Below are 24,528 nucleotides of genomic sequence, written 5' to 3'. Positions count from 1 at the left end.
GCGGAGTCGTCATCGCAGCAAAGGTTATGTGCCGCGATGATAGGCCTCTACCGAAGATCGAATGATGTTTGATCCTGAACGCGCGCGGCATGGTGACTTACGCGGCGGTATGCCGCCATGGGGGGACTATCCGCAACTCTTGGTCAGACCGGAAGTTGAAAGAGATTTCCGTTGCGAAGTGCTCGTTGTCGGCGCGGGAATTACAGGTTCGTTGGCGGCTGAACATCTCATATCCGAAGGGCACAACGTCTGTGTTATCGATCGGCAACGTCCCGGCCTGGGCAGCACTGCAGCAAGTACGGCCATGCTGCTATGGGAGATTGACCGTTCGCTGAATGACCTCACGAATATCTACGGATTTGAACGGGCAGCGACCATTTATCGTCGCAGCTTGGCAGCGACGAACGGCCTTGTGGAAATGGTGAAGGCACGAGGGCTACCCTGTGACTTGCGCCAGAGGCATTCGCTCTATCTGGCAGGAAACGAAATTGGTGAGCGTGAATTGCTCGCTGAACACAATCTCCGCAAGCGAGCGGGGCTGCCTGGCGACTTCCTCGATCATCGCGCATTGGGGCAAGCGTTCGACGTGTTCCGCGAGGCTGCGATTGTCTCCCCCAATTCTGCGGATGCAAACCCGCTGCTTCTGTCCAAGGCATTGCTTGCGGCTGCAATCCAAAAGGGCGCCGTCTTGTTCGATGCTGAGGCTTTAAGCTACGAGAACAGCGGCAACGCCGTTGTTGTCGGTCTCGATGATGGACACGTTATTGAAGCGTCTCATGTGGTGCTGGCAACCGGCTATGTGATGCCGGATTTCGTCGCGTCGGATCTCCACAAGGTCGCATCAAGCTGGGCAATTGCCACGTCACCTCAGCCACCAGGTGCAATCTGGCACGACGAGGCTCTTATCTGGGAGGCTTCTGAGAACTACAGCTACGCACGCAGCACGGTTGACGACCGGATCGTTATGGGCGGGGAGGACGATGATAAGATCATCGAGCAGGACGCGCGGGACGCGCTCATGCCCGCAAAAGCGGAGGCGATACGCGCCAAGCTGCACGCTCTGTGGCCGAAAGCGATAAACGTTGCGGATTTTGTCTGGTCAGGCGCTTTTGGAACGACCAGTGACGGCTTGCCGCTGATTGGACGCGTTCCCGGACATCCTCGCATCTATGCGGCTTACGGTTACGGCGGCAACGGCATCACTTTCAGCTACATGGCGTCGCGCATTGTCGCGGCGTTGATCGCCGGTAACAGCCAGTCATGGTTTGATGATTTTGCAATCGACAGGGACGCGCCAAAGTTCGTCATTCAAGAATCTTGAGAACGTTGCTCTCGTGTTGCCCGCGCGGAAAAGAAAAATGCCCGGCAAAGCCGGGCATTTGACGCAGGAGAGGCTGACGGCAATTACTTGCCGATGCCCTGTTCCTTGAAATACTTCAGTGCGCCGGGATGGAATGGGACAGGCGAACGTTCCTGGATCTGGTTGTCCAACGAGAAGCTTTCAGCTTCCTTGTGCACGGCGACAATGTCGGCTTTCTTTTCAACGAGTGTCTTGACGATCTTGTAGGCATCGTCATCACTCATCTTGTTGCCTGTCACGATGATGTTCCAGACTTCGGTGTTCTTGTTATCCTTGTCATAGCCGGGATAGATGCCGCCCTTGATGGTGCCGGCACTGTAGAGCTTGCCGTACTTGGCGTTCATCTTGTCGACGAGATCGGCATGATCAATCAGCTTCATCTTGACGCCGGGCGTTGCTGCGAGATCGGTCACCGATGCCGTCGGCACACCACCAACCCAGAAGAACGCATCGATTTTGCCGTCCTTGATCGCGTTGACTGACTCGGCGACGCCGAGACGCTCGCGCTTCATGTCCTTGTCTTTATCGAGGCCAGCGGCTTCGATCACACGGAAGGCCATGACTTCCGTAGCGCTGCCTGGCGAGCCGGTGGATACGCGCTTGCCTTTGAGATCCGCCATCGTGTTGATGCCGGTCCCTTCGACAGTGACGACGTGCATGCGGTTGGGATAGACGACCAGGAGCGCCTGCAGCGGAATCTTGCCGCTCTTGAACTTGTCTTCGCCCTTGTAAGCATCCAGCGCAGCGTCCGCCATGGCGAAGCCGAGTTCGCTTTGTCCCGAGCCGATGAGCTTGAGGTTGTCCACGGAGCCGCCGGTGACTTCGGCCGTTGCCTGCACGCCCGGCAAGTTCTTCGAGAGCACGTTGGCAATCGCGCCGCCGAGCGGGTAGTACACGCCGCCAGTGCCACCCGTTCCGATCGACATCGTCTTTTGCTGCGCGTAGGCGCCCAGGCCCAGCCCGACCGACAGCACAAACGCGAGTGCCACGGTGACTTTTGTTCTTTTCAGCATTGTCAGTGTTCCTCCTGGTTAAATTTTAGGCCGGTCGTTCGATTGCCGGTCCCTTGGCTTGCCACAACAATACCCCTAACCCGATCAGGACGCCGGGTACATACGTGTAGCTAATGTCGCGGCCAATCGCCGCTTCAAGGACTGCTTCGATCAAGCTCGGGAAGACAAGAAGCAGGCCCGACAACACCAGCAGAGAGCGTTCGATCACGGTGGTGCGACGCAAGGCCCAGCCTTGCGCGGCTCCGGCCAGCGCCATCAAGCCAAGCGTGGTCTTGATCGTGATTTCGACAATATCGACCCACGTGCCGCCCTTAGGAATATTGAGCAGCAATCCCACGCCTTGCGGATCGAGCACAAATACGAACGGAACGAGGAATGCGGGCAGGGTGTATTTCCACGACTGTAATGTCGTCTTGTAGGGATCGCCGCCGGTGATCGCCGCTGCTGCGAATGGAGACAGGGCGGTCGGCGGAGAGACTTCCGACAGAACGGCATAGTAGAAGATGAACATGTGCGCCGCGTAGTCGGGAACACCGAGCTTGATCAGCGCAGGCGCGGCGATCACAGCGCAGATGATGTACGAGGCCGTGACAGGGACAGCGAGGCCGATCACCCACACGATCAGCGAAGTGTAGATCGCGGTCAGCAGCAGGCTGCCACCGGCATAGGTGATCACGATCGACGAGAACTTCAGTCCGAGTCCGGTCAGTGTCACGATGCCGACCACGATACCAGCCGACGCACAGGTGGTTGCGGCGTTGAGTGCGCCGATCGAGCCGTCGGCCATCGCGCGAACGAGCTTTTTCGGAACGAGCGCCGTTTCCTTGCGCAGGAAGCTCAGTGCGAACGTGGTGATAACCGCGTAGAAGACCGAAAGCATCGGCGAATAGCCGAGCATCATGAAGACAACAACGGCGACCAGCGAGATGAAGTGGAAGCCGTAGCGCTTGGTCATCTCGCCGAGCGACATGTCCGGCTTGATGTCGACGTTGTGAGCGCCGAAGCGCTTGGCATCGAGTTCAACCATGACGAGGAGCGACGCATAATAAAGACAGGTCGGGATAGTCGCCATCCAGATCACGTCGAGATAGCTGATTTTGAGGAACTCGGCGATCAGGAACGCCGCCGCGCCAAGAACGGGCGGGGACAGAATTGCACCGAGGCCACCGGCCGCGAGCAGGCCGCCGGCGGCATTCTTTTCAAAGCCGGCCTTCTGCATCATAGGATAAGCGACGGTGCCGATCATCACGGTCGTGGCGACGCCTGATCCGGAAGGGCCGCCAAGCAGGAACGACGACAGCACGACGGTGCGTCCTGCGGCGTTGGTCTTGCCGCCCATCAGTGCGAGCGAGAAATCGATGAAGAATTTACCGGCGCCGGACTGTTGCAGGAACGCGCCAAAGATCGTGAACAGGATGATCAGAGTGGCGGAGACGTCGACAGCGACGCCGAAGATACCTTCAAGCGTGATGAACAGATGGCCCACGAGTCGCGAGACGTCGTAGCCGCGATGAGTCCAAGGGGCCGGAAGGTGCGGTCCAAGCATTGCGTAGGCGATGAAGAACACCGCCACGACCGGCATGATCAGGCCCGTCGTGCGACGCGTGGCTTCCAACACCAAAATGATGAAGACGATACCGACGATGACGTCGAGATGATCGGGTGTCGTGGCGCGATCGGTGAAATCGTCACCGCCCCAGAGCGCATAAGCGATCGTGGCGACTGCGAGAATAGCGGGAATGACGTCCCACCAGCGCACGTGATTGCGGAAACGCGCCGCCAGGGGGAATAGGAGGAAGCTCAGGACCAGCGTGAATGCAACGTGGGTGTAGCGAAGCTCCTGCGTCGGGACGATGGCATACGCGGCATAGAGGTGGAACAGTGTCATTGCCACTGCAATGACGGTCACTGCCTGACCGGCGAAGCCACCCAGCCGGTTGGTTGCGCCCTCATCGGCTTCGATGAACTCTTCAGCCTTTTTGAGTGCTTCGTCAGAAATAGTCATCGGCGCATCGCCGGTCGGTGTCGTCACCGTCGTCATTCGTTTCCTCCGGGCCCCTCTTTAAAATGTCGGGGCGTGCGACCTTTCCGCGCAAGCGGGGTCATTCGTTCGGCGCGCATTCATGCGGGTTTGCTCGCCCAAGGCAAGGCTACATTCGGACGAGATGAAAAGAATCAACACCCTGAGCGGCTTTGCTGCGGTGCAGATAGAGGTAGGTGCTCGATGCTGCGTTCGCTCTGCGTACTTTTATCCAGGGCTGATGCTGTGGTCCGAGCGCTACACCGGCTTCCTAAAGAGCGGTTCGGGGTTCGAAATCTGATGTTGCGGTGCACGAGGTAATTGACTTGACCCAAAGTGAGTGCTTACTCACGCCATGAGCACCCTGAGACTGACCGGCGATTTACGCCGCGAGCAGATTTTGGACGCGGCCAAGCGCTGTTTCGCGCGCTACGGCTATGCCGGCACAACGACGAAGAGCATCGCTGTTGCAGCTTCAATATCGGAGGGATTGCTCTTCAAGCATTTCCCGACGAAGGCGGCGCTGTATGCGGAGATTCTCGCGGAAGAGTGCGAGGCCGATCCAGAGCTGCATCAATTGCTTGAGCTGGAGCCTTCAACCTCCACGCTGGCGATCCTGATTCGCGAGATGGTCGCGCATTTCATGCGGGCCAGCGAAGCGCCGGATGAGGAAGACGCGCAGCGAATGCGGTTGATGATTTCGAGCCAATTGGGGGATGGCGAGTTCGCGCGTTTGGTCCACGAAAAAATCGGCGACCTGATCGGTCCGTTTTTCAAAGCGTCGCTGGAGCAAGCCATTGCGGCTGGGGACGCGGTTCCCGTCAACATCGAACCACTCAATCTCTTCTGGTTCGCTCATCAGGTTGTTCACATGGTTGCTCTCACACGGCTTCCAGCGACACCTTCACTGGCGTATCTCAATGCGTCAGACATCGAACGACAGATTTGCCAGTTCATTCTTCGGGGAATCGGACTGACTGAAGCGGCTATCGCCAAATATTTAGATTCTGGACCGTCGTCATCGCATGCGTCGGTTCGTTTTTCGGAAAGTGCATGACATGGACGCCAAAACCTCACCGTCGCAACAGATGCCGCCGCTTGGCGATACGTCGCGTACCAAGCCGGTACGCATGACGCGCTGGTTCATGATCGTCGGCGCCGCGCTTCTTTTGCTCGTCGGCGCGATCGTCGGCTTCAACGCATTCCGCAATCACATGATTGCGCAGTTCTTCAAGAACAATAAGCCGCCGCCAACATCCGTCAGCGTCGCTGAAGCGAAGTCGGAAGTGCTGCCGAACCTCTTGACCGGCGTCGGTGATCTTGCCGCTGTTCATCAAGTGGACGTGACAACGGACGTCAGTGGCCGCGTCACTGAAATCCTGTTCACGCCCGGTACTTCCATGAAGAAGGGCGATCCGCTGATCCAGATCTTCGACGCGCCCGACCAGAGCGATCTTGCAAGCTTCAAGGCGCAGACCCTTGCTGCTTCGCTTGCGCTCGATCGCGCTAAGGCGCTGGTTGCGAAGCAGGCTGGTACGCAGGCGACTGTCGACCAGGCGCAGGCCGCGTTCGATCAAGCCAGTGCGTCGGTGTCGAGAACCGAAGCGATCATCTCACAAAAGCGCATTCTGGCGCCGTTCGATGGCGAACTCGGCGTGCGTCGCGTTGAACTCGGCCAGTATCTCAGTGCCGGCACCCAGATTGTTTCGCTGACCGATTTGTCGCGCCTCTATCTGAACTTCACGGCGACGGAAAAGGAGCGTTCAGTTCTCAATGTCGGACAGTCGGTCCGCATTGTGGTCGACGCTTATCCGGGACGGACATTCGAAGGAAAGATCACCACGATCGAGCCTCAGATCAGCGCCGATACACGCAACGTCCGCATTCAGGCAACGTTCGAAAATCCGGATCACATTCTGAAGCCGGGCATGTTCGCAACGACGACCGTTGAGTTGCCGGCGAAGCCTGCCGTGGTGACGGTGCCGGAAACTTCCGTGGATTACACGCTTTATGGAGATTCCGTCTGGCTCGTTAAGGAGCACAAGACGGAAGACGGCAAGACCAACCTGACGGCGGATCGCACTTTTGTGAAGACAGGTTCGCGTATTCAAGGACGCGTGGTGATCACCTCTGGCGTGAAGCCGGGTGATCGTGTGATCGCCGTGGGGCAGTTGAAGCTCCAGTCGGGATCGCCGGTTGCGATCTCGGATGATCCGCCGCCGGCAATCCCTGCTCAGCCGCCGCGCAACTGAACTCGTACCGGAGTGTAGCCAGATGGCTTTCACTGATATCTTTATTAAGCGGCCGGTGCTGTCGGTTGTCGTCAGTCTTTTGATTTTGCTGATCGGCCTTAAGGCCGTGACCAGTCTGGGCATTCGGCAATACCCGAAATTGTCGAACACCGTGATTACAGTGACGACGTCATATCCGGGTGCGTCGCCGGATCTGATGCAGGGCTTCATCACGCAGCCGATCGAGCAGGCCGTCGCCTCGGCTGAGGGCGTCGACTACATGACGTCGTCCTCGGTGCAAGGCACCAGCACGATCTCGGTCTATATCAAGCTGAACGTCGAGCCTGACTTCGCGCTGACGGAAGTCATGTCGAAGGTCAATTCGGTACGGTATCTGATCCCGAAGGAGGCTTTCGATCCGGTCATCACCAAATCGACCGGCCAGACCACGGCGGTGATGTATCTCGGCTTCTCGAGCGATGAACTCGGCGGTCCGCAGATTTCCGACTATCTGGCGCGCGTGATCCAGCCGATTATGTCCACCGTGGATGGCGTTGCGTCCGCCGACATTCTCGGCGCGCAGACACTCGCCACACGTATCTGGCTTGATCCTGCGCGCATGGCTGGCCGGAACGTATCGCCCGCTGATGTGCAGGCAGCGATTCAGGCCAACAACTTTCAGGCCGCAGCTGGTCAGTCGAAGGGGTACTTCATCGTCTCGAACGTGACGACCAACACCGACCTCACCAACATCGATCAGTTCAAGAAGATGACGGTGAAGGCCAAGGACGGTGGTTTCGTCAGGCTTGAGGATATTGCCGTCGTCGAACTGGGCGCCCAGAGCACGGATTCGAGCGTGTCACTGAGTGGCCAGCACGCCATCTTCATCGGCGTTCAGTCGACACCGCAAGGCAACCCGCTCAACATCGTGAAGGGGGTACGCGCGCTGTTCCCTGAAATCGAGCGCAACCTGCCGCCTTCGATGAAAATGACGGTGGCTTACGACTCCACCAAGTTCATTCAGTCGTCGATCGACGAAGTCCGCGACACCCTGATCGAAGCAGTGCTTATCGTCGTTGTCGTGATCTTCTTGTTCCTGGCGTCGTTCCGTTCGGTCATCATTCCGGTAGTCACGATCCCGCTGTCGCTGGTCGGCGCCTGCATCCTGATGCTTGCGATGGGATTCACGCTCAACCTGCTCACGCTGCTCGCGATGGTGCTTGCCATCGGCCTTGTGGTGGACGACGCCATCGTGGTGGTGGAGAATATTCACCGCCATCTTGAGGAGGGCAAATCTCCCGTCGAAGCCTCGTTGATCGGGGCGCGCGAAATTGTAGGTCCGGTCATTTCGATGACCATCACGCTGGCAGCGGTGTATGCGCCAATCGGGTTCCTGGGTGGTCTGACGGGTGCGCTATTCCGCGAATTCGCCTTCACGCTGGCCGGCTCGGTGATCGTATCAGGCGTGATCGCGCTGACGCTCTCGCCGATGATGTGCTCCGTCTTGTTAAAGGGAGGAGGTAATCACGGTCGCTTCGCCCAACTCGTGGACCGTGTGTTCACCAGGGTGACGCACTGGTATGGACGCAAACTAGATCGCTCGCTGGACTATCGTCCGATCACATCATTGTTTGCGGTCACGATCCTTGGGCTCGTCGCTTTCATGTACATGAATACGAGCAAGGAACTCGCGCCTGAAGAGGATCAAGGCATTCTGTTCGCCGTGACGAAGGCACCGCAATCCGCCAATATCGACTACAGCGATCACTATGGTGAAAAGCTCGACAAGGTGTTTGCTGGATTCCCGGAAACGGACCTGCGCTTCATCATCAATGGCACGAACGGCCCCGCCAACGGCATCGCCGGCATGATCCTGAAGCCATGGGATGAGCGCAAGCGATCGTCACTGGCTCTGAAGCCACTTGTGCAGGGCGGACTGAGCAAGGTGGAGGGTGTCAATGCGTTCGCCTTCAACCTGCCGCCGCTTCCAGGCGGGCCGGGTGGCTTGCCTGTGCAGATGGTCATCAGTAGCACGAACGGCTTCCAGTCGGTCTTTGAGGAAATGGAGAAGCTGAAAAAGGCTGCGCGCGAAAGTGGCCTGTTCATCGTTGCGGACAGCGACCTTCAGTTCAACCAGCCGGTGGTCCGCGTGACCGTCGACAGGTCGAAGGCCAATGATCTCGGCATCAACATGGCGGCGGTCGGCAATACGCTCTCGACCTTGCTCGGCGGCAACTACGTCAATCGGTTCAATCTCGAAGGACGGTCGTATCAGGTCATTCCGCAAGTTCCGCGTGAACTGCGCCTGTCGCCGGAGGCGCTTGGAAAATATTATGTTCCAACGAATGGCGGTCGCCAGGTGCCGTTGTCGACGGTCGTGTCGGTCGAGACGATGACCAACCCGAACGCACTGACGCACTTCAACCAGTTGAACTCGGCGACATTCCAGGCGGTGCCGATGCCGGGCGTCACGGTCGGCAAGGCGGTGGAATTCCTTGAAAGCCAAGCCAAGCAACTGCCGGCCGGCTTCACGCACGATTATCTGGCGGACTCCCGCCAGTATGTGCAGGAAGGAAATCAGCTGACCGTTACGTTCATCTTTGCGTTGATCATCATCTATCTCGTGCTGGCCGCGCAATTTGAAAGCTTGCGTGATCCGCTCGTGATCCTGATCAGCGTGCCGATGGCAATCAGTGGTGCGTTGATTCCGCTGTTCTTCGGGCTGGCGACGATCAACATCTATACGCAGGTGGGTCTCGTGACGCTGATCGGCCTGATCAGTAAGCACGGCATCCTGATGGTGGAGTTCGCCAATGAACTTCAGTTAAAGGAAGGGCTCGACCGGCGCTCGGCCATCGAGATGGCTGCCCGCGTCCGGTTGCGTCCGATTCTGATGACGACCGCTGCGATGGTCGCGGGTCTGTTGCCGTTGCTCACAGCGAGCGGTGCAGGCGCGGCGAGCCGGTTCTCCATCGGCATCGTCGTCGTGGCCGGCATGTCGATCGGCACGCTGTTCACCCTGTTCGTGTTGCCGGCGGTTTATACCACGCTCGCAACCGACCACAGGGCGGCTGCCGAATCCGAACGCGCCAAGGACATCGAGAAATACGAACTGAGCTTGACGTAACTTCAATCTGCTCCCTCCCGCTGTGGGAGGGAGCAGATGGTGTCGTCCATTTTACCCATTCGCAGCGAACGTATATGCTGGCGGATGCATGCTGACCGTTCGCAACCTCCGTAAATCCTATCGCACCTCAGAAGAGCAGATTGCGGTTCTGCGGGGCGTTGATTTTTCGCTTGCGGCTGGCGAAAGCGTTGCGCTCACCGGCGAATCCGGCAGTGGCAAAAGTACGCTGCTCCATCTGATCGCAGGCCTGGATCGTGCCGACGAGGGCGAGGTCTGGCTTGACGGCGTGCTGGTGTCCGGCCTGTCCGATAGCGATCGGGCGGCGATGCGACGCGATCGGCTGGGGCTGGTGTTCCAGCAATTCAATCTCATTCCCAGCTTGCAGGTTGGCGATAATCTCGCTTTTCAGGCGAGGATCGCCGGCCGGCACGATGCCAAGTGGCAGGCCGAACTGGTCGAGCGCCTTGGCCTAAGTGCGCTACTCGATCGTTATCCTGAACAATTATCCGGTGGTCAGCAGCAGCGTGTCGCGATCGGCCGTGCCCTGGCCATCAAGCCGCTGGTGCTGCTCGCCGATGAGCCGACCGGAAATCTCGATGAGGCCACCGCCGATGATGTTCTCGCGCTCGCGCGCGATCTGGTGGCGCGCACCGGGTGCGGGTTTTTGATGGTGACGCACAGCGCTCGGCTTGCCGGCAAGCTGGATCGTCAGGTGCACTTGAGCGCGGGGCGGATCACATGATGCATCCGGTCTGGATTCTTGTGACTCTCCTGAGCCACTGGAAGCGGCACCGGATGCAGCTTGCGACCTTGCTGATCGGTTTGATCTCCGCAACGGCGCTGTGGAGCGGCGTCCAGGCACTCAATCAGCAGGCCCGTAACAGTTACGATCGTGCCGCCGCGACATTCGGCGGCGGCAAGACGGCAATGCTGGTCAGTCGCGATGGTCCGTCGTTTTCGCAACAGCTATTCGTTGATCTGCGCCGCGCTAACTGGCTGGTGTCACCGGTCGTTGAAGGCCGGGTGTTGATCGGAGGGCGCGCGTATCGATTGATTGGCGTCGAGCCGATCACATTGCCGCCTGGAGCGGGGTCTGCACCTGACATCGGGAAAGCCGATCTGCAGAAATTCTTCACGCCCGGGCAAACGCTGGTGGCGCCGGAGACCTTGGCAGACCTGAAACAGCGCGACGGCGACGTGCCGCTGATCGACGGGATTACGCCGCTGCCGCCGCTGAGTTTGCAGCACAATCTCGCGCCCGGCGTTCTGGTGGTCGATATTGGCGTCGCGCAACGCGTCCTCAAAATGCCAGGACAAATCTCGCGGCTGCTGGTCGACAAGCAAGCCGGCACAACACCGCCACTCGAAAACGTCGTCGGTGACCAATTGCGGCTGGTGGAGGCAGGGGCACCAAGCGATCTCGAACAACTGACCAGTAGCTTTCACCTCAACCTGACTGCGTTTGGGCTGCTGTCGTTTTTTGTCGGGCTTTTCATTGTTCACTCCGCCGTCGGCCTTGCACTCGAACAACGATTGCCGACGCTCAGGACGTTGCGCGCTTGCGGCGTGTCCGCTCGCACGCTCACGGGCGTTCTGGTCCTTGAACTGGTGTGCTTTGCCATTGCCTCGGGTTTTATCGGGCTGATCTGCGGTTATGTCGTCGCCGCGTTTTTGCTGCCTGACGTTGCCGCAAGCTTGCGCGGGCTTTACGGCGCACAAATCCCGGGGGAGCTATCGCTCAAACCTGAATGGTGGCTGTCGGGGCTCGGCATGAGCATTCTTGGCGCGTTGTTTGCAGCGGCAACTGGCCTTTATCGGGTCTATCGGTTGCCCATCCTTGCAGCAGCGCAACCTTACGCATGGCAACAGGCACAGCAGCATTGGCTCATGCGCCAAGGCGTCATTGCGGGTGTGATAGCGCTTGTCGCGGCGGGCGTCTTATACTGGGGCGACTCGCTCATCGCAGGCTTTCTCGTTTTGGCGGCGTTGCTGCTCGCGGCTGCCTTGATCTTGCCTGTGATTTTGGGTGCCATTCTGTGGCTCGGCCAACATCGAAGCGGTCGGCCGTTGGCGAAATGGTTCTGGGCGGACGGAAGGCAACAGCTTCCCGGTCTTTCGCTAGCGCTGATGGCACTGTTGCTTGCACTTGCGGTGAACGTCGGCGTTGGCACCATGGTGCAAAGCTTTAGCCGGACATTTACAAATTGGTTGGATACCCGCTTGGGAGCGGAAGTTTACATCAATGCAACTAGCGACAAGCAGGGTGAGGACATCGTCTCGTGGTTGCGGCAACGGCCTGAGGTGAATGCCATCCTGCCGGCGTGGCGAACGGATGTGACGCTCGATGGTCTTCCTGTTGAGGTTCTGAGCTTCGCCAATCACGCCACATATCGGGAAAGCTGGCCTCTGCTGGAATCCTTGCCCGATGTTTGGGATAAAATTTTTCAAACCGACAGCGCGATGTTCAGTGAGCAGTTGGCGCGACGCTTGAATCTCAAGCTCGGGGACAGGGTTCGTCTCCCGACCGCGACGGGTCCCTGGTCTGTGCAGGTTGTCGGCATCTATGCTGACTATGGAAATCCAAGAGGCCAGATCGGCGTCGACATCGATAGACTGGCAGCGCACTGGCCAGCCGTTACGCATACGCGCTTCGGCCTGCGTGTCACGCCAGCCAAGGTGGATGAACTGGTGAATGCGCTTCGCGGCAAGTTCGGCCTCGATACAACACGTTTGATCGATCAGGCGACACTGAAGGCGGATTCGATAAGGATTTTCAATCGCACCTTCGCTGTCACCTCGGCGCTGAATGCGTTTACACTTGGTGTGGCTGGCATTGCATTGTTGACGAGCCTGCTGACATTGAGCAACAGCCGATTGCCGCAACTGGCGCCGCTGTGGGCGCTCGGCATCACCCGACGACGGCTTGCAGCCATTGAATTGCTGAAGACGATGTCGGTCGCATTCCTGACCGGGCTGCTTGCGCTGCCGTTGGGCATTCTCGTTTCATGGTGTCTGGTCGCGGTGGTGAACGTGAAGGCCTTCGGCTGGCGGCTGCCGCTCTATATATTTCCAGTGCAACTGCTGGAGTTGCTCGGGATCGCTATGCTGGCCGCGCTGTTAGCGACGTGTTTGCCCATTCTCAGACTGGCTCGGTTGCAGCCAGCGGAGCTTGTGAAGATTTTCACCAATGAGCGCTGACCTTCACATCAACCGACGTGCGTTTCTGGGTGGCAGCTTGTTGGTCCCGTTCGCCACCAAGTTCGCCGGCGCGCAGGGTTTCGCCGGGTTGGGTGGCGCGAGCGATGGGTTTGCAGCGGTCGTGCCCGGCAAGGCTTTGGAGTTTCCGCGCGATCTCGGTCCGCATCCGGATTATCGCATCGAGTGGTGGTATCTCACGGCAAATTTAAAGGAAGCCAACGGCACGCCATGGGGGGCGCAGTGGACGTTGTTCCGGCAGGCCATGTCTCCGGGAGCGGAGCAGGACGGCTGGGACAATCGGCAACTCTGGATGGGACATGCTGCCGTCACCAACGCACATACGCATCGCTACGCCGAGCGCTTTGCGCGCGGTGGTGTAGGCCAGGCAGGGGCGAAAGCCAATTCATTTCGAGCGTGGATTGATTCATGGACAATGGGCGGGGCTGCCGGTTTCTCCGCACAAACCGCTGCGCCGATCGAGCTCTCTGCTTCGGGAGACAGTTTCAGCTACGCCCTGAAGCTCGAAGCGGATCAGCCGCTCGTGCTGCAGGGGGAAGGCGGCTACAGCAAGAAATCCGAACGTGGGCAGGCGTCCTATTACTTCAGCCAGCCATATTACAAAGCCAGAGGTTCTGTCACGCTCGATGATAAGACGGTTCAAGTCGAAGGACTGGCGTGGATGGACCGCGAATGGAGCAGCCAACCGCTCGCATCCGATCAGACGGGATGGGATTGGTTTTCGTTACATTTGGAGACCGGCGAGAAGGTCATGCTGTTTCGGCTTCGCCAAAAAGACGGCGGCAATTACTTCGCCGGCAACTGGATTGATCAGGGCGGACGCTCTGAAGTTGTTCCCGGGAGCTCGATTGCGATGACACCCACTGGTTTCACGGACATCGATGGCCGCAAGCTTCCGACGTCGTGGGCCATCGTTCTCGCGGATCGTGGGCTGAAGATTGAGGGCATGCCGCTGAATGCCAAGAGTTGGATGGGCACGCGTTTTTCCTATTGGGAAGGGCCCATCACATTTAGAGGCAGCCAGAGCGGCATGGGCTATCTCGAAATGACCGGCTATTAATCGAGAATTAGAGTGAGGAATACCAAGGATGAAGCAAAAGCCATTCGGAAAATCCGGACACACGACCTCCGTGATTGGACAGGGGACCTGGTATCTCGACCACGGAGATCGCTCGGCGGCAGTTGGAGCGCTGCGCAAGGGGCTCGATCTCGGCATGGCGCATATCGACACCGCTGAGATGTATGGCGATGCCGAGCTGGTCATTGCAGACGCGATATCCGAGCGGCGGGACGAGGTGTTTCTGGTTTCCAAGGTGTTGCCAAGCAATGCGTCGCGGCGCGGCACGATGCAGGCGTGTGAACGTTCGCTCAAGCGGCTCAAGACGGATCGTCTGGACTGCTACCTCCTGCATTGGCGTGGACAATATCCGCTGGAAGAGACAGTGGCGGCGTTCGAGGATCTCGTCGCAGCTGGAAAGATCCTGTCCTGGGGTGTCAGCAATTTCGATGCAGCGGATCTTGAGGAGATGCTGGATGTTGCGGGTGAGGAGCGCATCGCCTGCAATCAAGTGCTGTATCACCTCAATGAGCGGGCCATCGAACACTCCGTCATTCCATGGTGTGAGGAAAACGGCGTCGCAGTGGTGGCGTATTCACCGTTCGGGCACGATGATTTTCCAAGCGCCCAGTCACCGAAGGGGAAAGTCTTGCAGCAAATTGCCGACAAGCACGGCGCCACTCCTCGGCAGATTGCGCTTAGCTTTTTGACCCGCCAGCCGTCCGTTTTGACAATTCCAAAGGCGTCATCTGCAGTTCACGCGGCAGACAACGCGGGTGCTGGCAAACTCGATTTGAGCGAACAGGATATCGAAGTCATCGACAAGGCGTTTCCGCGCGGCCGGGAGCCGAGCAGCCTGCCGATGCTCTAGTTGAGCTGCGTTTAAAAGAGATCCGTGAGGCCTTGCCACAGCAAGCCAAGCGACACGGCCAGCAGGAGCACGTAGGAGATCTGATAAAACAGCTTTGTCGGCATATGCTTGACCAGCCAGATGCCGGCAAAGTTGGCGAGAATCGCCAGCGGCAGCAAAACCAGCGAAGTTGCCAGATTTTGCGATGAAAACTGGCCGAGCATAAAGTAGGGCACGATCTTCATCAGGTTGACGATCGCGAAGAAGATCGTCGCTGTCCCGACAAACGTCATCTTCGGCAATTGCTGCGGCAACACATGGATCTGGAAGGGAGGCGCGCCGCCCTGCGTCATGAACGATGTGAAGCCGGAGACGCTTCCCCACACAAATCCGCTTGCAGCGGTTTTCTCTTGCGGATCAACGTTGGCGCGCTTGAGCCAACTGTTGATGATGAACGCGACGCCGATGGCGCCGACGAGGATGCGCACTGCCGAATCCGGCAAATGCGATGCCAGCAGCCAGCCGATGCCCATTCCGGTCGCTGCGCCCGGCAGCATGACTTTGAGATTCCAGGAATCCCAGTCTTTCCGATAGACGTAAACCGAAATGATGTCCTGGGTAATGAGAATCGGCAACAACAGTGCTGCGGCTTCGAGTGGCGGCAGGTAGAGGGCAACCAGCGGCGTGGCCGCGGTGCCAATGCCTGAAAAACCGCCCTTGGCCAGCCCCAAAAGGATCACGGCGGGAATGGCGGCGCAATAAAACAACGGATCAGTGAAAACAGCAGGCACGAAATTGATTCCAGCGGCAGTTGGTCAGTTAGGCCTTAAAAAGCACTCCGAGATCAATCGGGTTCGTGCAGATCACCCCTCCGATATTGCAGCTTGACCAATCGAGGATGGGGACGGTCTTGTACTGTACGGTAATCAGCTATAGATGCCGGTCATGCCCAGATATTTCTTTCATACGCGCATTGGCGAAACATTGATTCCGGACCCGGAGGGAGCGGAATTGCAGGACCCTGATCACGCATGGCGCGTCGCACGGGCAACGATCCGGCAATTGCTCGTCGATGAAGAGCAAACGCCGGACTTACTGTCAGCCATACTTGAAGTCACCGACGCCGACGGCGAAATCGTGCTCGAATTTCCCTTCACCGAGGCACTCGACATTCTCGATGAACCGCCATCCCGACACTGATAGACCTATCTCGGGATATGCGTCCCAAGAGCAAGCAGCACATCGTCAGGGCGTTCGTCGGTCAGCATATGTCCGGCCCCGCGCAAAATAACCTCTTGTGAGCCTGCAATCGCAGCAGCGAGTTGCTTGCCGGACTTCATCGGCGTCATCATGTCCCGTTCGCCGAGAATGAGCGTAGCAGGGACCTTGATCCGCACCGCAGCGTCCAGCGCCGCCTTGTAATCGTTGCAGGCCGAGAGATCGCTGAACAGCACACCCGGCGGGGTTCGTTCAAGGACGCGCTGGCCGCCGTTCATCATCCAAAGGCCGGGGGCCTGTGAGCCACCGAGACCTGCGGCAAATCCAAAACCCCAGATCGAGACCATATCGATCGCCGCGTGGTCGTTTGCCTGCGCCGCGGCGAGCAAGTCTGCAGAGACCGGCATGGCCGCGCCGACGCCAATGAGGCCGATACCTTTCACCTTTTCAGGATAGCGAGCGGCAGCATCCAGCGCGACCAGTGCTCCCATGGAATGGCCGACAAGCCTGGCGTCGGGAGCTCTGGCGCTCTCCATCAAACGGATGACCCAGTCCGCCATCCCCGCGATCGTCGGAATCGGCTGCCCCTTGGAGCGTCCATGCCCGGGAAGGTCGGGAGCCAGCACGCTGTAGCCATGGTGAGCAAACCATCGGCTGTACGACGCCCACATGGAGTGATCGAAGCCCGCACCGTGCAGGAAAATCACCAGCGGCAATTTCGGATCGAAAGTCTTTCCGCCCGTGGCTGCGAAGACCTCGGCTCCGTTCACATTCAAATGCATGGGTTACGCCTTCTGGGAGAAGCGGAGGGCCTGGCCGAGATCGCCGATGATATCCTCAGCGGCTTCGATTCCGATGGATAGCCGGATCAGCTCTTCACCGATCCCGGCTGTCTTAAGTTGTTCGGCGGTCATCTGCTGATGAGTGGTGCTCGCCGGATGAATCACGAGCGTTTTGGCATCGCCGACATTGGCAACGTGGCTCACGAGTTTCAGTGCTTCGATAAACCTTCGTCCGGCGCTTCGGCCGCCCTTGATGCCGAAGCTGATGATCGAGCCGGCACCTCGCGGCAGCAGCTTTTGCGCCAGGGCGTGATCGGGATGGCTTTCGAGAGAGGGATGCAGCACCCACTCGACGGCCTTGTTCGATCCGAGGAAGTCCAGCACGGCCTTGGCATTTTCGATGTGCCGCTGCATGCGAACGTGCAACGTCTCAACGCCCTGCAGAATCTGGAACGCGTTGGTCGGAGAGATACATGCACCGAAATCACGGAGACCTTCTGCACGTGCCCGCATAATAAAAGCAGCGGGTCCGAACTCCTCGCTGAAGACGATGCCGTGGTATCCGGCATAGGGCTTTGTCAGCGTCGGAAACTTGCCGGACTTGTCCCAATCAAACCGGCCACCATCGATGATGACGCCGCCGATGGCAATGCCATGACCGCCGATCCACTTGGTGATCGAGTTCATGACGATGTCGGCACCAAGCTCGATCGGTTTCGCGAGATAGGGCGTCGCAAACGTATTATCGATCAGAAGTGGAATGCCTGCGTTGTGCGCGATATCGGCGACCGCGGGAATATCGAGAACTTCGAGACCGGGATTGCCGATGGTCTCACCGATCACGAGCTTGGTGTTCGGCTTGATGGCAGCGCGCAAGCCGTCGAGGTCGCGCGGCTTGACGAAGGTGGTGGTGATGCCGAAGCGCGGCAGCGTGTGGGTCAACAGATTGATCGTGCCGCCATATAGCGAAGACGAAGCGACGATGTGGTCACCGGCATCCAGCAGTGTCGCAATCGCAAGGTGCATTGCCGCCATGCCGCTGGCGGTGCAAACCGCGCCAACGCCACCTTCCAGTGCGGCGAGACGCTCCTCAAGAACCGCGATCGTCGGATTCGAGATGCGCGTATAGATGTGGCCGGTGCGCTCAAGATTGAACAGCGCCGCCGCATGATCGGCGTCCTGAAAGACATAGGATGTCGTCTGGTGAATGGGGACAGCCCGGGAACCGGTTACCGGGTCGGGGTGCTGGCCCGCATGGAGGCTCAGTGTTTCAAACGCAGGGGGCTTCGGCGCGGCCATTTATTCCTCACACATCACGTTGCATTCTCAAGCGAGGCCTTCGACGAGCGCCGAATCCCCCGGCGCGGTCATGGCTGATATCTTTTGAGAAAGAACGTTGTTGCTCGATATTTTCTTCTGTTTATGTGTGGATTAGAGCAGGGTGATTTTAGCGTGTAAAGCAGTAATCAAAATGACAAGGGGAGCTCTTCGATGAACGATCGTGTCACGGTTTCGATGTTGGACGGTGTCGCCAACGTTCGCCTTGTCCGCGCCGATAAAATGAATGCGCTCGATGCCGCAATGTTCGAGGCGCTTGTCGATACCGCCGATCGTCTCAAGAGCCAAAAGGGATTGCGCGCTGTGGTGCTCTCGGGCGAGGGAAAAGCATTTTGCGCGGGGCTGGATATGGGGCGTTTTGCAGCCATGGGAGAAGGCAAAAGCGATCTGCGGGATCTCGCGGCACGCACCCATGGCCAGACCAATCATTCACAGCAGGCAGTCTGGGGCTGGCGTCAACTTCCAGTGCCGGTGATTGCTGCTGTTCACGGCGTTGCGTTCGGTGGTGGGTTTCAACTGGCGCTTGGCGCGGATATGCGCTTTCTCGCACCGGATGCGCGCATGTCTATCATGGAAGTAAAATGGGGCCTGGTGCCTGACATGGCCGGAACGCCGATCCTCAGCCGTCTCGTTCGCGACGACATCCTTCGCGATCTGGCATTCACCGGCCGGATATTCTCCGCGCAAGAGGCCATGTCCTATGGTCTCGCCACGCGGATCTGCGACGATCCGAGAGCTGTTGCGCTGGAGGCTGCGTGCGAGATCGCAAATAAGAGCCCGGATGCCATTCGCGCCATCAAGCGGATGCTGAACAACCTGTCGGTCGATCCTGGTCCTGCCTTGCTGGCGGAATCCGTGGAACAGATGAAGGTGTTGGGATCGCCTAACCAGCGCGAGGCGGTGCGCGCCAATATCGAGAAGCGCGCACCTAAGTTCGTGGATGAATGAGTCCGAGGTGCGATCAGCTCGCCCGGTGAGGGGCTAGATCGGATCCCACGCGAAGATGTCCGCCGAGCGATCGAGCTTGTAGAACGACGATTTCAGCGCGGGCATGCCGTGCTCCGCGATCGTCTGGCAGGTCCAGCCCTCGGCGCGATGGATCGACCGTAAGGGGCGCGACTGACCCATCAGGAAGATTTCATTCATGCGGGCCGCGAAAATCTGTCCGGTGACGTCTTTCGCCGCATCGCTCAGTAGGAAGACTACCAGTGGTGCGATCTTCTCTGGGCCCATCTGCTGCATGCGCGCGACGCGGGCTTTCTCTTCTTCGGTCTCGGTCGGGATGGTGCCGATCATACGGCTCCAGGCGAACGGCGATACGCAGTTGGAGCGAACGTTGAAGCGGTTCATGTCGAGAGCGATCGACTTCGACAGGCCAACGATTCCTAGCTTCGCGGCTGAATAATTAGCCTGCCCGAAATTCCCGATGAGGCCGGACGTGGACGTGAAGTGCACGAACGCGCCGCTCTGCTGCTCGCGGAAGATACGCGCCGCCGCATGCGACGTGTAGAACGAACCCATTAGATGCACCTTAATGACGGATTCGAACGCCTCGACGCTCATACGGTGGAAAATGGCATCACGCAGGATGCCTGCATTGTTCACGACACCGTCGAGGCGGCCGAATGAATCGATTGCGGTCTTGATGATCTTGCTGGCGGGAATTGCTTCCGCCACTGTTTCGAAGTTTGCGACTGCTGTGCCGCCACGCTTGCGGATCTCCTCGACCACTTCTTCTGCAGGAGCCGCGTTTGTTCCCGATCCGTCGGAGGCAACGCCAGGATCATTGACCACGACCTTCGCGCCTTCGGCTGCCGCGAGCATCGCGATTTCGCGCCCGATACCGCGGCCCGCGCCAGTGACGACGACAACTTTGCCATCCAGCGACTTTTGATCTGTCATCTCGTTTACTTCCTTTGGTCTCAGCGTTCATTGGTAAAGATGATGGTGCCCGAAGCGGCGAACATGCCGCCGACGCCATGGCAGACGGAAATTTTTGCGTCTGGCACCTGGGCCGGTGCGATACCACGCATCTGCCGCACGCTCTCCTGAAGTGCATACATGCCGTACATGCCGGAGTGCATATAGCTCAGCCCGCCGCCATTGGTATTCATCGGCAGCTTGCCGCCGATGGCGGTATTGCGATCTGCGATATATTTACCGGTTTCCTCGTGCGGCATGAACCCGAGATCACCGAGGCCGAACAATGGGAGATGAGCGAAGGCATCATAGATCATGAGATGATCGACGTCTTTGTGCGCGATGCCGGCCTCACGGAACGCGGTCGGTCCCCCGACCTTGAATGCCCGTGAGGAGTTAAATGTCTCCATCTGGCTGACCATCGGCGTTTCGACACTCTCGCCGGTGCCAAGAATGTAGACCGGCTTCTGCGGGAAGTCCTTCGCGCGATCGGCGCTGGTCAGGATCAATGCACCGCCGCCGTCGGTCACGAGGCAACACTGCAGGATCCGGAACGGATAGGCGATCATCTTCGAATTAAGAACATCCTCAACGGTGATCGGATCCTTGTATGTCGAGCGCGGATTTTTCGCCGCCCACTCGCGTTGCACCACGGACACCATCGCGATCTGTTCATGGGTGATGCCGTAGGTTTTCATGTATCGAAGGACGGGAATTGGAAACAGGCTGGGCGGCCCCCACGCGCCGAAGGGCTGCTCAAACTGGCCATTCAGGCTGTCGGCGGGCACATGGCGAGGCGGCTTTCCAATCATCGAGCGGCCGCTCTCGGCGTGGGTGATCAAGACGGTTTTGCAAAGCCCGGCTTCGATGGCCGCGGCGGCGTGGCGGACGTGCAGCATGAACGAACAGCCACCGACCGATGTGCCATCCACCCATGTCGGCGTAATGCCAAGATAGTGGGCCAATTGCTGCGGGGTCTCAACAGCCGTGGCAATGCCGTCGATGTCAGACAGCTTCAGCCCGGCATCCGCCAGCGCATTCAGCGCGGCGTCCGCGTGCAGCTGGATCTGCGACATATCAGGAATGACGCCCAGTTTTGTGGTCTCTGCCGCACCAACAACGGCAACTTGATTTCTGCGCATAAGCGTTACCCTTTCGCCGGGCGGAACACGGGGAGGGTAACCTTGTCGTCGAGTCTCTCGAACGCGACCTCGAGCTTCATGTCGAGCTCGAGAGCCTCTGGCGTCTGCGGGCAGTCGATGATGTTGGTCATCATGCGTGGCCCCTCAGAGAGTTCGACCACAGCGATGGCGTAAGGTGGCGTGAAGCCAGGAGCGGGCCGATGATGAATGACGTAGCTGTAGAGCGTTGCCTTGCCGCTGGCGTTGAAGATGCTGACCTTGCGCGATGCACAGGACGGGCAGAAGGGACGGGGTGGAAAATAAACGTGGGAGCAATCGTCGCAGCGTTGAAGCCGCAGTTCGCCGGCCTGTGTTCCGTCCCAGAAGTGTTTGGTTTCGGGCGTGGGCAATGGGCGGGCACGCGCGGGTTCAGCCATGTGCGGTTTTCTCCCTGAAAGCCTTGGATCTTTTTTGCTTATTTCGGCGCATCTTCTCAATGCAATTATTCGTCCTTGCGGGCAAGCCGAGGGCTGCGTTGCGAAAAAGGCGCTGGTGTACCGCAGTGATACAGCCGCAGTCCTTAGGGCTCGATATTTGTCCTTGCGGGAGGTTTGCTGTGTTGCAATGGGGCCGCACAGTATGGCTGCTCGCCGCCAGTGAATGCCCCGCGATCGCGCGGCAATGGAGCCTACCGACCGTGGCCAAAATTCATTTCCAGTTGAACCTAGTCCATCTTCGCAACGACAAATCCGGGCGACCCATGATGGAGGCTCGTTCGGCTTATTGAATTTGTCGTTTTATCCGACGCTATCTTTCTCCACATCTGTAGCAATCCGGTCACGCAATTTGCCTTTACGGCGTTGAATACGCGGAGATTTTATGGTTTCTGGATCGGATAGTTTCTGCGTTTGGAATGTTTCTTGATGTTTATTTTTGCGCATCGGGGGCGGCTCTTCGGTCGAGCGGTGCTCATTTGCCGTTCAGGTTTCCTGGCAATTTTCGCAGTCGTTCTCGGTGCGCATCATTCCGCGCAGGCCGAAAGCGCGCAGGAGCAGGACCAGCTATTCCAACAGATGGTGCGAAATCCGGCAAACCACGAGCTGACATTTGAGTTCGTAAGGGTCGCGACAGCGCGCAGCGATTATGAGGCGGCGATCGGCGCGCTCGAGCGTTTGCTGTTCTACAATCCGCGACTGACGCGGGTGAAGTATGAATTGGGGGCGCTTTATTTTCGTTTGGGTTCTTACGAGATGGCTCAGCGGTATTTCCGCGAGGCTCTCGCCAGTCCGGATCTCGATGCGGTCACGAAAGAACGGATCGAGACCTACCTACCGCAGACGGAGAAGCAGCTTCAGCCGAGCAGGCTGTCTGGATTCGTACAAACCGGCATTCGGTCGCAGTCGAATGCGAGCTTTGCGCCGGCTGGCGGAGTTCTTCGGCTTGGCGGTAACGATCTCGCACTGCTTCCGACAGCGCGTCAGAAGAGCGACGTCAACTGGTTTGGCCTGGCCGGCGTCAGTCATGACTATGATTTGCAAAATCAGCGTGGTGACGTTCTGGAGACGCGTGCGGTCGGCTACCTGACGCAGCAGGCGCGTTTATCTGACTTGAATGTCGGCTTCTTTGATCTCAGTTTTGGGCCGCGACTGGCGCTCGCTCCCGAACTTTTTCCGGGAGCGACCATCAAGCCGTATGTTACGGGCGGTAACACGTGGCTCGGCGGTTCATCCTATTTCTCGACTGTCGGCGCCGGCGTGGCTCTGCAGTTTCCGGTCAACAATCGCTTTTCGTTTGGACCGGATTTTGACTGGCGCCGCGCCGATTTTAAAAATGGCGATCTGACGCCGGTTTCGGGTTTCAACTCGGGTGACTGGTTCACCGTTGGTATGTCCGGCAGCCTGTTGATCGCGCAGCAGATCAAGCTCGACATGCGCGGCCTGTATCGGCGCGGCGAGTCTGCATTTGCGTTTCAGTCGTTCGATCAGTGGGGAGCCGAGGCTGCGCTGACGTTCGACTTCGCGCCGCCGTTTGAGAGTATATCTCGAAACTGGAGCGTGGCGCCGTTTGCCCGGTATGTCGAAACGCGCTTCGACGCGGCCAATCCTTTCATTGATCCTCTCACGATCCGCCGTGATGGCACCTGGTCAGTCGGCGCATTGTTCGATATGCCGCTGACAAGGACTTTCGGTCTGTCGACCGCCATCCAATACGATCGCACCGATTCAACGCTGCCGAACTATCGCTTGGATAATTTCTCGGTGATGTTTGGGCCAACGGCCCGATTCTGAGGAGAGCTGCATGAGTCTTCAGAAGCAGATTTGGTTCTCGACGATCCTGTGCGTTGCTGGGGCGTTGATCTCGCCGGTTCAAGCGCAAGATTCCGGCCGTGTTGGTGCCGTCAACATCGAGGCGACAGGGACGCCGCCGGGGGCGGCATCGCGAACCCTGACGATCGGAACGAATATCATCTACAAGGAACGGGTACAGACGTCAGCGCAAGGCTCGACGCAGATTCTGTTTCCCGACACCTCCACGCTAAATGTCGGACGAAACAGCAACATCGTGATCGATGAATACGTCTATGATCCCAAGGCCGGCACCGGAAACATGGTTGCCACGGTGAGCAAGGGTATTATGCGCTTTGTCGGCGGACAGATTAGTCATACCGCGGGCGTCACCGTCAACACGCCTGTGGCAACGTTGGGTATCCGCGGTGGTGTTGCGACCGTCATCTATCCCATTCCGCCCGAATTTGCGGGCTCGGATCCGAAGCTGATGCAAGCCAATGGGGAAATTGTCATCGGCCACGTCGGAACGATTACGATCAAGAACGGTGCAGGGCAGGCGATCGTCAGGCCGGGCTATATGACGTGGGTCAGTGGGCCGAATGATCCAATTCCAGAGCCGTTCCCCGTACCTGATTTCCTGCTTCAGCAGGTCATGGCGTCGCTGACCAGCGGGCCGGGCCAGACAGGTGGCGTCAAGGATCTGCCCACCGACGCAATGGCTGCACGTATTGGATTGGGCAGAACGATTGTGACTGATCCGGCAAAACCGCCGGGGACCGATCCGCTCGGATATTTCTCAATCTTTGACGGCGGCAACGCGGTCGCGAAGAACAAATCGCAGGCCAACCAGACCCAGCAGGTTGTTCGGCCTCCGCCGCCTTCAACACAGCCACCACCAACAGGCTGCGGCAGTTGCAATACCAACGGGAATAATTACAGCAACGGTTATACGAACACCTACACAAACAACTACGTGGGTCACTGACC

The 24,528-nt window shown here is 58.5% G+C and carries 20 protein-coding genes; 12 read left to right on the top strand and 8 right to left on the bottom strand.

The features are described from left to right. The first annotated feature begins 64 nt into the window (after positions 1-64). Entirely contained in the window at positions 65-1,321 is a 1,257-nt protein-coding gene (locus tag ACZ5C3_RS19735) for an NAD(P)/FAD-dependent oxidoreductase (RefSeq protein ID WP_464032316.1), read from the top strand. A gap of 83 nt (positions 1,322-1,404) precedes the next feature. On the opposite strand, the gene ACZ5C3_RS19730 is transcribed toward ACZ5C3_RS19735, so the two are convergent. Together ACZ5C3_RS19730 and ACZ5C3_RS19725 are read right to left on the bottom strand one after the other, a co-directional pair. Further along, positions 1,405-2,373 (bottom strand): TAXI family TRAP transporter solute-binding subunit, encoded by a 969-nt coding sequence (locus ACZ5C3_RS19730; protein WP_464032315.1) that lies wholly within the window; start codon positions 2,371-2,373, stop codon positions 1,405-1,407. Positions 2,374-2,398: 25 nt separating this feature from the next. Further along, entirely contained in the window at positions 2,399-4,414 is a 2,016-nt protein-coding gene (locus ACZ5C3_RS19725; RefSeq protein WP_464032313.1) for a TRAP transporter permease, read from the bottom strand. 334 nt (positions 4,415-4,748) lie between these two features. Between ACZ5C3_RS19725 and ACZ5C3_RS19720 the strand changes: the two genes are divergently transcribed. The 7 genes from ACZ5C3_RS19720 (at position 4,749) to ACZ5C3_RS19690 (ending at position 14,895) form a co-directional block, all read left to right on the top strand. Continuing rightward, complete coding sequence (locus ACZ5C3_RS19720; protein ID WP_464032311.1) at positions 4,749-5,450, top strand: TetR/AcrR family transcriptional regulator; 702 nt, start codon at positions 4,749-4,751, stop codon at positions 5,448-5,450. Position 5,451: 1 nt separating this feature from the next. After that, positions 5,452-6,645: an efflux RND transporter periplasmic adaptor subunit gene (locus ACZ5C3_RS19715; protein ID WP_464032309.1), complete on the top strand. Its 1,194-nt coding sequence runs from the start codon at positions 5,452-5,454 to the stop codon at positions 6,643-6,645. A 22-nt stretch (positions 6,646-6,667) separates the two neighbouring features. Beyond that, positions 6,668-9,751, top strand: a complete 3,084-nt coding sequence (locus ACZ5C3_RS19710) for a MexW/MexI family multidrug efflux RND transporter permease subunit (RefSeq protein ID WP_464044231.1) — start codon at positions 6,668-6,670, stop codon at positions 9,749-9,751. An 88-nt stretch (positions 9,752-9,839) separates the two neighbouring features. Further along, positions 9,840-10,493, top strand: a complete 654-nt coding sequence (locus tag ACZ5C3_RS19705; RefSeq protein WP_464032308.1) for an ABC transporter ATP-binding protein — start codon at positions 9,840-9,842, stop codon at positions 10,491-10,493. Next, positions 10,490-12,949, top strand: coding sequence for an ABC transporter permease (locus ACZ5C3_RS19700; protein WP_464032307.1), 2,460 nt, complete (start codon positions 10,490-10,492; stop codon positions 12,947-12,949). Before ACZ5C3_RS19705 ends, ACZ5C3_RS19700 begins: the two co-directional genes overlap by 4 nt. Then, complete coding sequence (locus ACZ5C3_RS19695) at positions 12,939-14,027, top strand: lipocalin-like domain-containing protein (RefSeq protein ID WP_464032306.1); 1,089 nt, start codon at positions 12,939-12,941, stop codon at positions 14,025-14,027. Before ACZ5C3_RS19700 ends, ACZ5C3_RS19695 begins: the two co-directional genes overlap by 11 nt. Positions 14,028-14,055: 28 nt before the next feature. Next, positions 14,056-14,895: an aldo/keto reductase gene (locus tag ACZ5C3_RS19690; protein WP_464032304.1), complete on the top strand. Its 840-nt coding sequence runs from the start codon at positions 14,056-14,058 to the stop codon at positions 14,893-14,895. A gap of 11 nt (positions 14,896-14,906) precedes the next feature. On the opposite strand, the gene ACZ5C3_RS19685 is transcribed toward ACZ5C3_RS19690, so the two are convergent. Then, complete coding sequence (locus ACZ5C3_RS19685) at positions 14,907-15,665, bottom strand: sulfite exporter TauE/SafE family protein (protein ID WP_464032302.1); 759 nt, start codon at positions 15,663-15,665, stop codon at positions 14,907-14,909. 154 nt (positions 15,666-15,819) lie between these two features. On the opposite strand from ACZ5C3_RS19685, the gene ACZ5C3_RS19680 reads away from it, so the two are divergent. Continuing rightward, on the top strand, positions 15,820-16,074 hold the full coding sequence (locus tag ACZ5C3_RS19680) for a DUF6894 family protein (RefSeq protein ID WP_464032300.1): 255 nt from the start codon (positions 15,820-15,822) through the stop codon (positions 16,072-16,074). A gap of 5 nt (positions 16,075-16,079) precedes the next feature. Here ACZ5C3_RS19680 and ACZ5C3_RS19675 read toward each other — a convergent pair whose 3' ends face one another. Beyond that, complete coding sequence (locus ACZ5C3_RS19675; protein ID WP_464032299.1) at positions 16,080-16,874, bottom strand: alpha/beta fold hydrolase; 795 nt, start codon at positions 16,872-16,874, stop codon at positions 16,080-16,082. 3 nt (positions 16,875-16,877) lie between these two features. Next, positions 16,878-18,173, bottom strand: coding sequence for an O-acetylhomoserine aminocarboxypropyltransferase (locus tag ACZ5C3_RS19670; RefSeq protein ID WP_464032297.1), 1,296 nt, complete (start codon positions 18,171-18,173; stop codon positions 16,878-16,880). 192 nt (positions 18,174-18,365) lie between these two features. Between ACZ5C3_RS19670 and ACZ5C3_RS19665 the strand changes: the two genes are divergently transcribed. Next, the gene (locus ACZ5C3_RS19665; protein WP_464032296.1) at positions 18,366-19,160 is read left to right on the top strand and encodes a crotonase/enoyl-CoA hydratase family protein; all 795 of its coding nucleotides are present in this window, start codon (positions 18,366-18,368) and stop codon (positions 19,158-19,160) included. 33 nt (positions 19,161-19,193) lie between these two features. Here the strand turns inward: ACZ5C3_RS19665 and ACZ5C3_RS19660 are convergent, their stop codons facing one another. The 3 genes from ACZ5C3_RS19660 to ACZ5C3_RS19650 are packed head-to-tail and all read right to left on the bottom strand — an operon-like array spanning position 19,194 to position 21,690. Further along, positions 19,194-20,114: an SDR family NAD(P)-dependent oxidoreductase gene (locus tag ACZ5C3_RS19660; RefSeq protein ID WP_464032294.1), complete on the bottom strand. Its 921-nt coding sequence runs from the start codon at positions 20,112-20,114 to the stop codon at positions 19,194-19,196. A 20-nt stretch (positions 20,115-20,134) separates the two neighbouring features. Then, on the bottom strand, positions 20,135-21,274 hold the full coding sequence (locus tag ACZ5C3_RS19655) for a thiolase C-terminal domain-containing protein (RefSeq protein WP_464032292.1): 1,140 nt from the start codon (positions 21,272-21,274) through the stop codon (positions 20,135-20,137). A 5-nt stretch (positions 21,275-21,279) separates the two neighbouring features. Further along, on the bottom strand, positions 21,280-21,690 hold the full coding sequence (locus ACZ5C3_RS19650; RefSeq protein ID WP_464032291.1) for a Zn-ribbon domain-containing OB-fold protein: 411 nt from the start codon (positions 21,688-21,690) through the stop codon (positions 21,280-21,282). Positions 21,691-22,176: 486 nt separating this feature from the next. Here ACZ5C3_RS19650 and ACZ5C3_RS19645 point away from each other — a divergent pair, with 486 nt between their 5' ends. Both ACZ5C3_RS19645 and ACZ5C3_RS19640 read left to right on the top strand, forming a co-directional pair. Continuing rightward, on the top strand, positions 22,177-23,541 hold the full coding sequence (locus ACZ5C3_RS19645) for a tetratricopeptide repeat protein (RefSeq protein ID WP_464038381.1): 1,365 nt from the start codon (positions 22,177-22,179) through the stop codon (positions 23,539-23,541). A gap of 10 nt (positions 23,542-23,551) precedes the next feature. Continuing rightward, on the top strand, positions 23,552-24,526 hold the full coding sequence (locus ACZ5C3_RS19640; RefSeq protein WP_464032289.1) for a FecR family protein: 975 nt from the start codon (positions 23,552-23,554) through the stop codon (positions 24,524-24,526). Positions 24,527-24,528 lie beyond the last annotated feature (2 nt).

Source organism: Afipia dichlorophenoxyacetatis (assembly GCF_055386385.1).
Note: the sequence above shows the minus strand (reverse complement) of the source record. Positions and strands in the feature narration are given on the sequence as shown.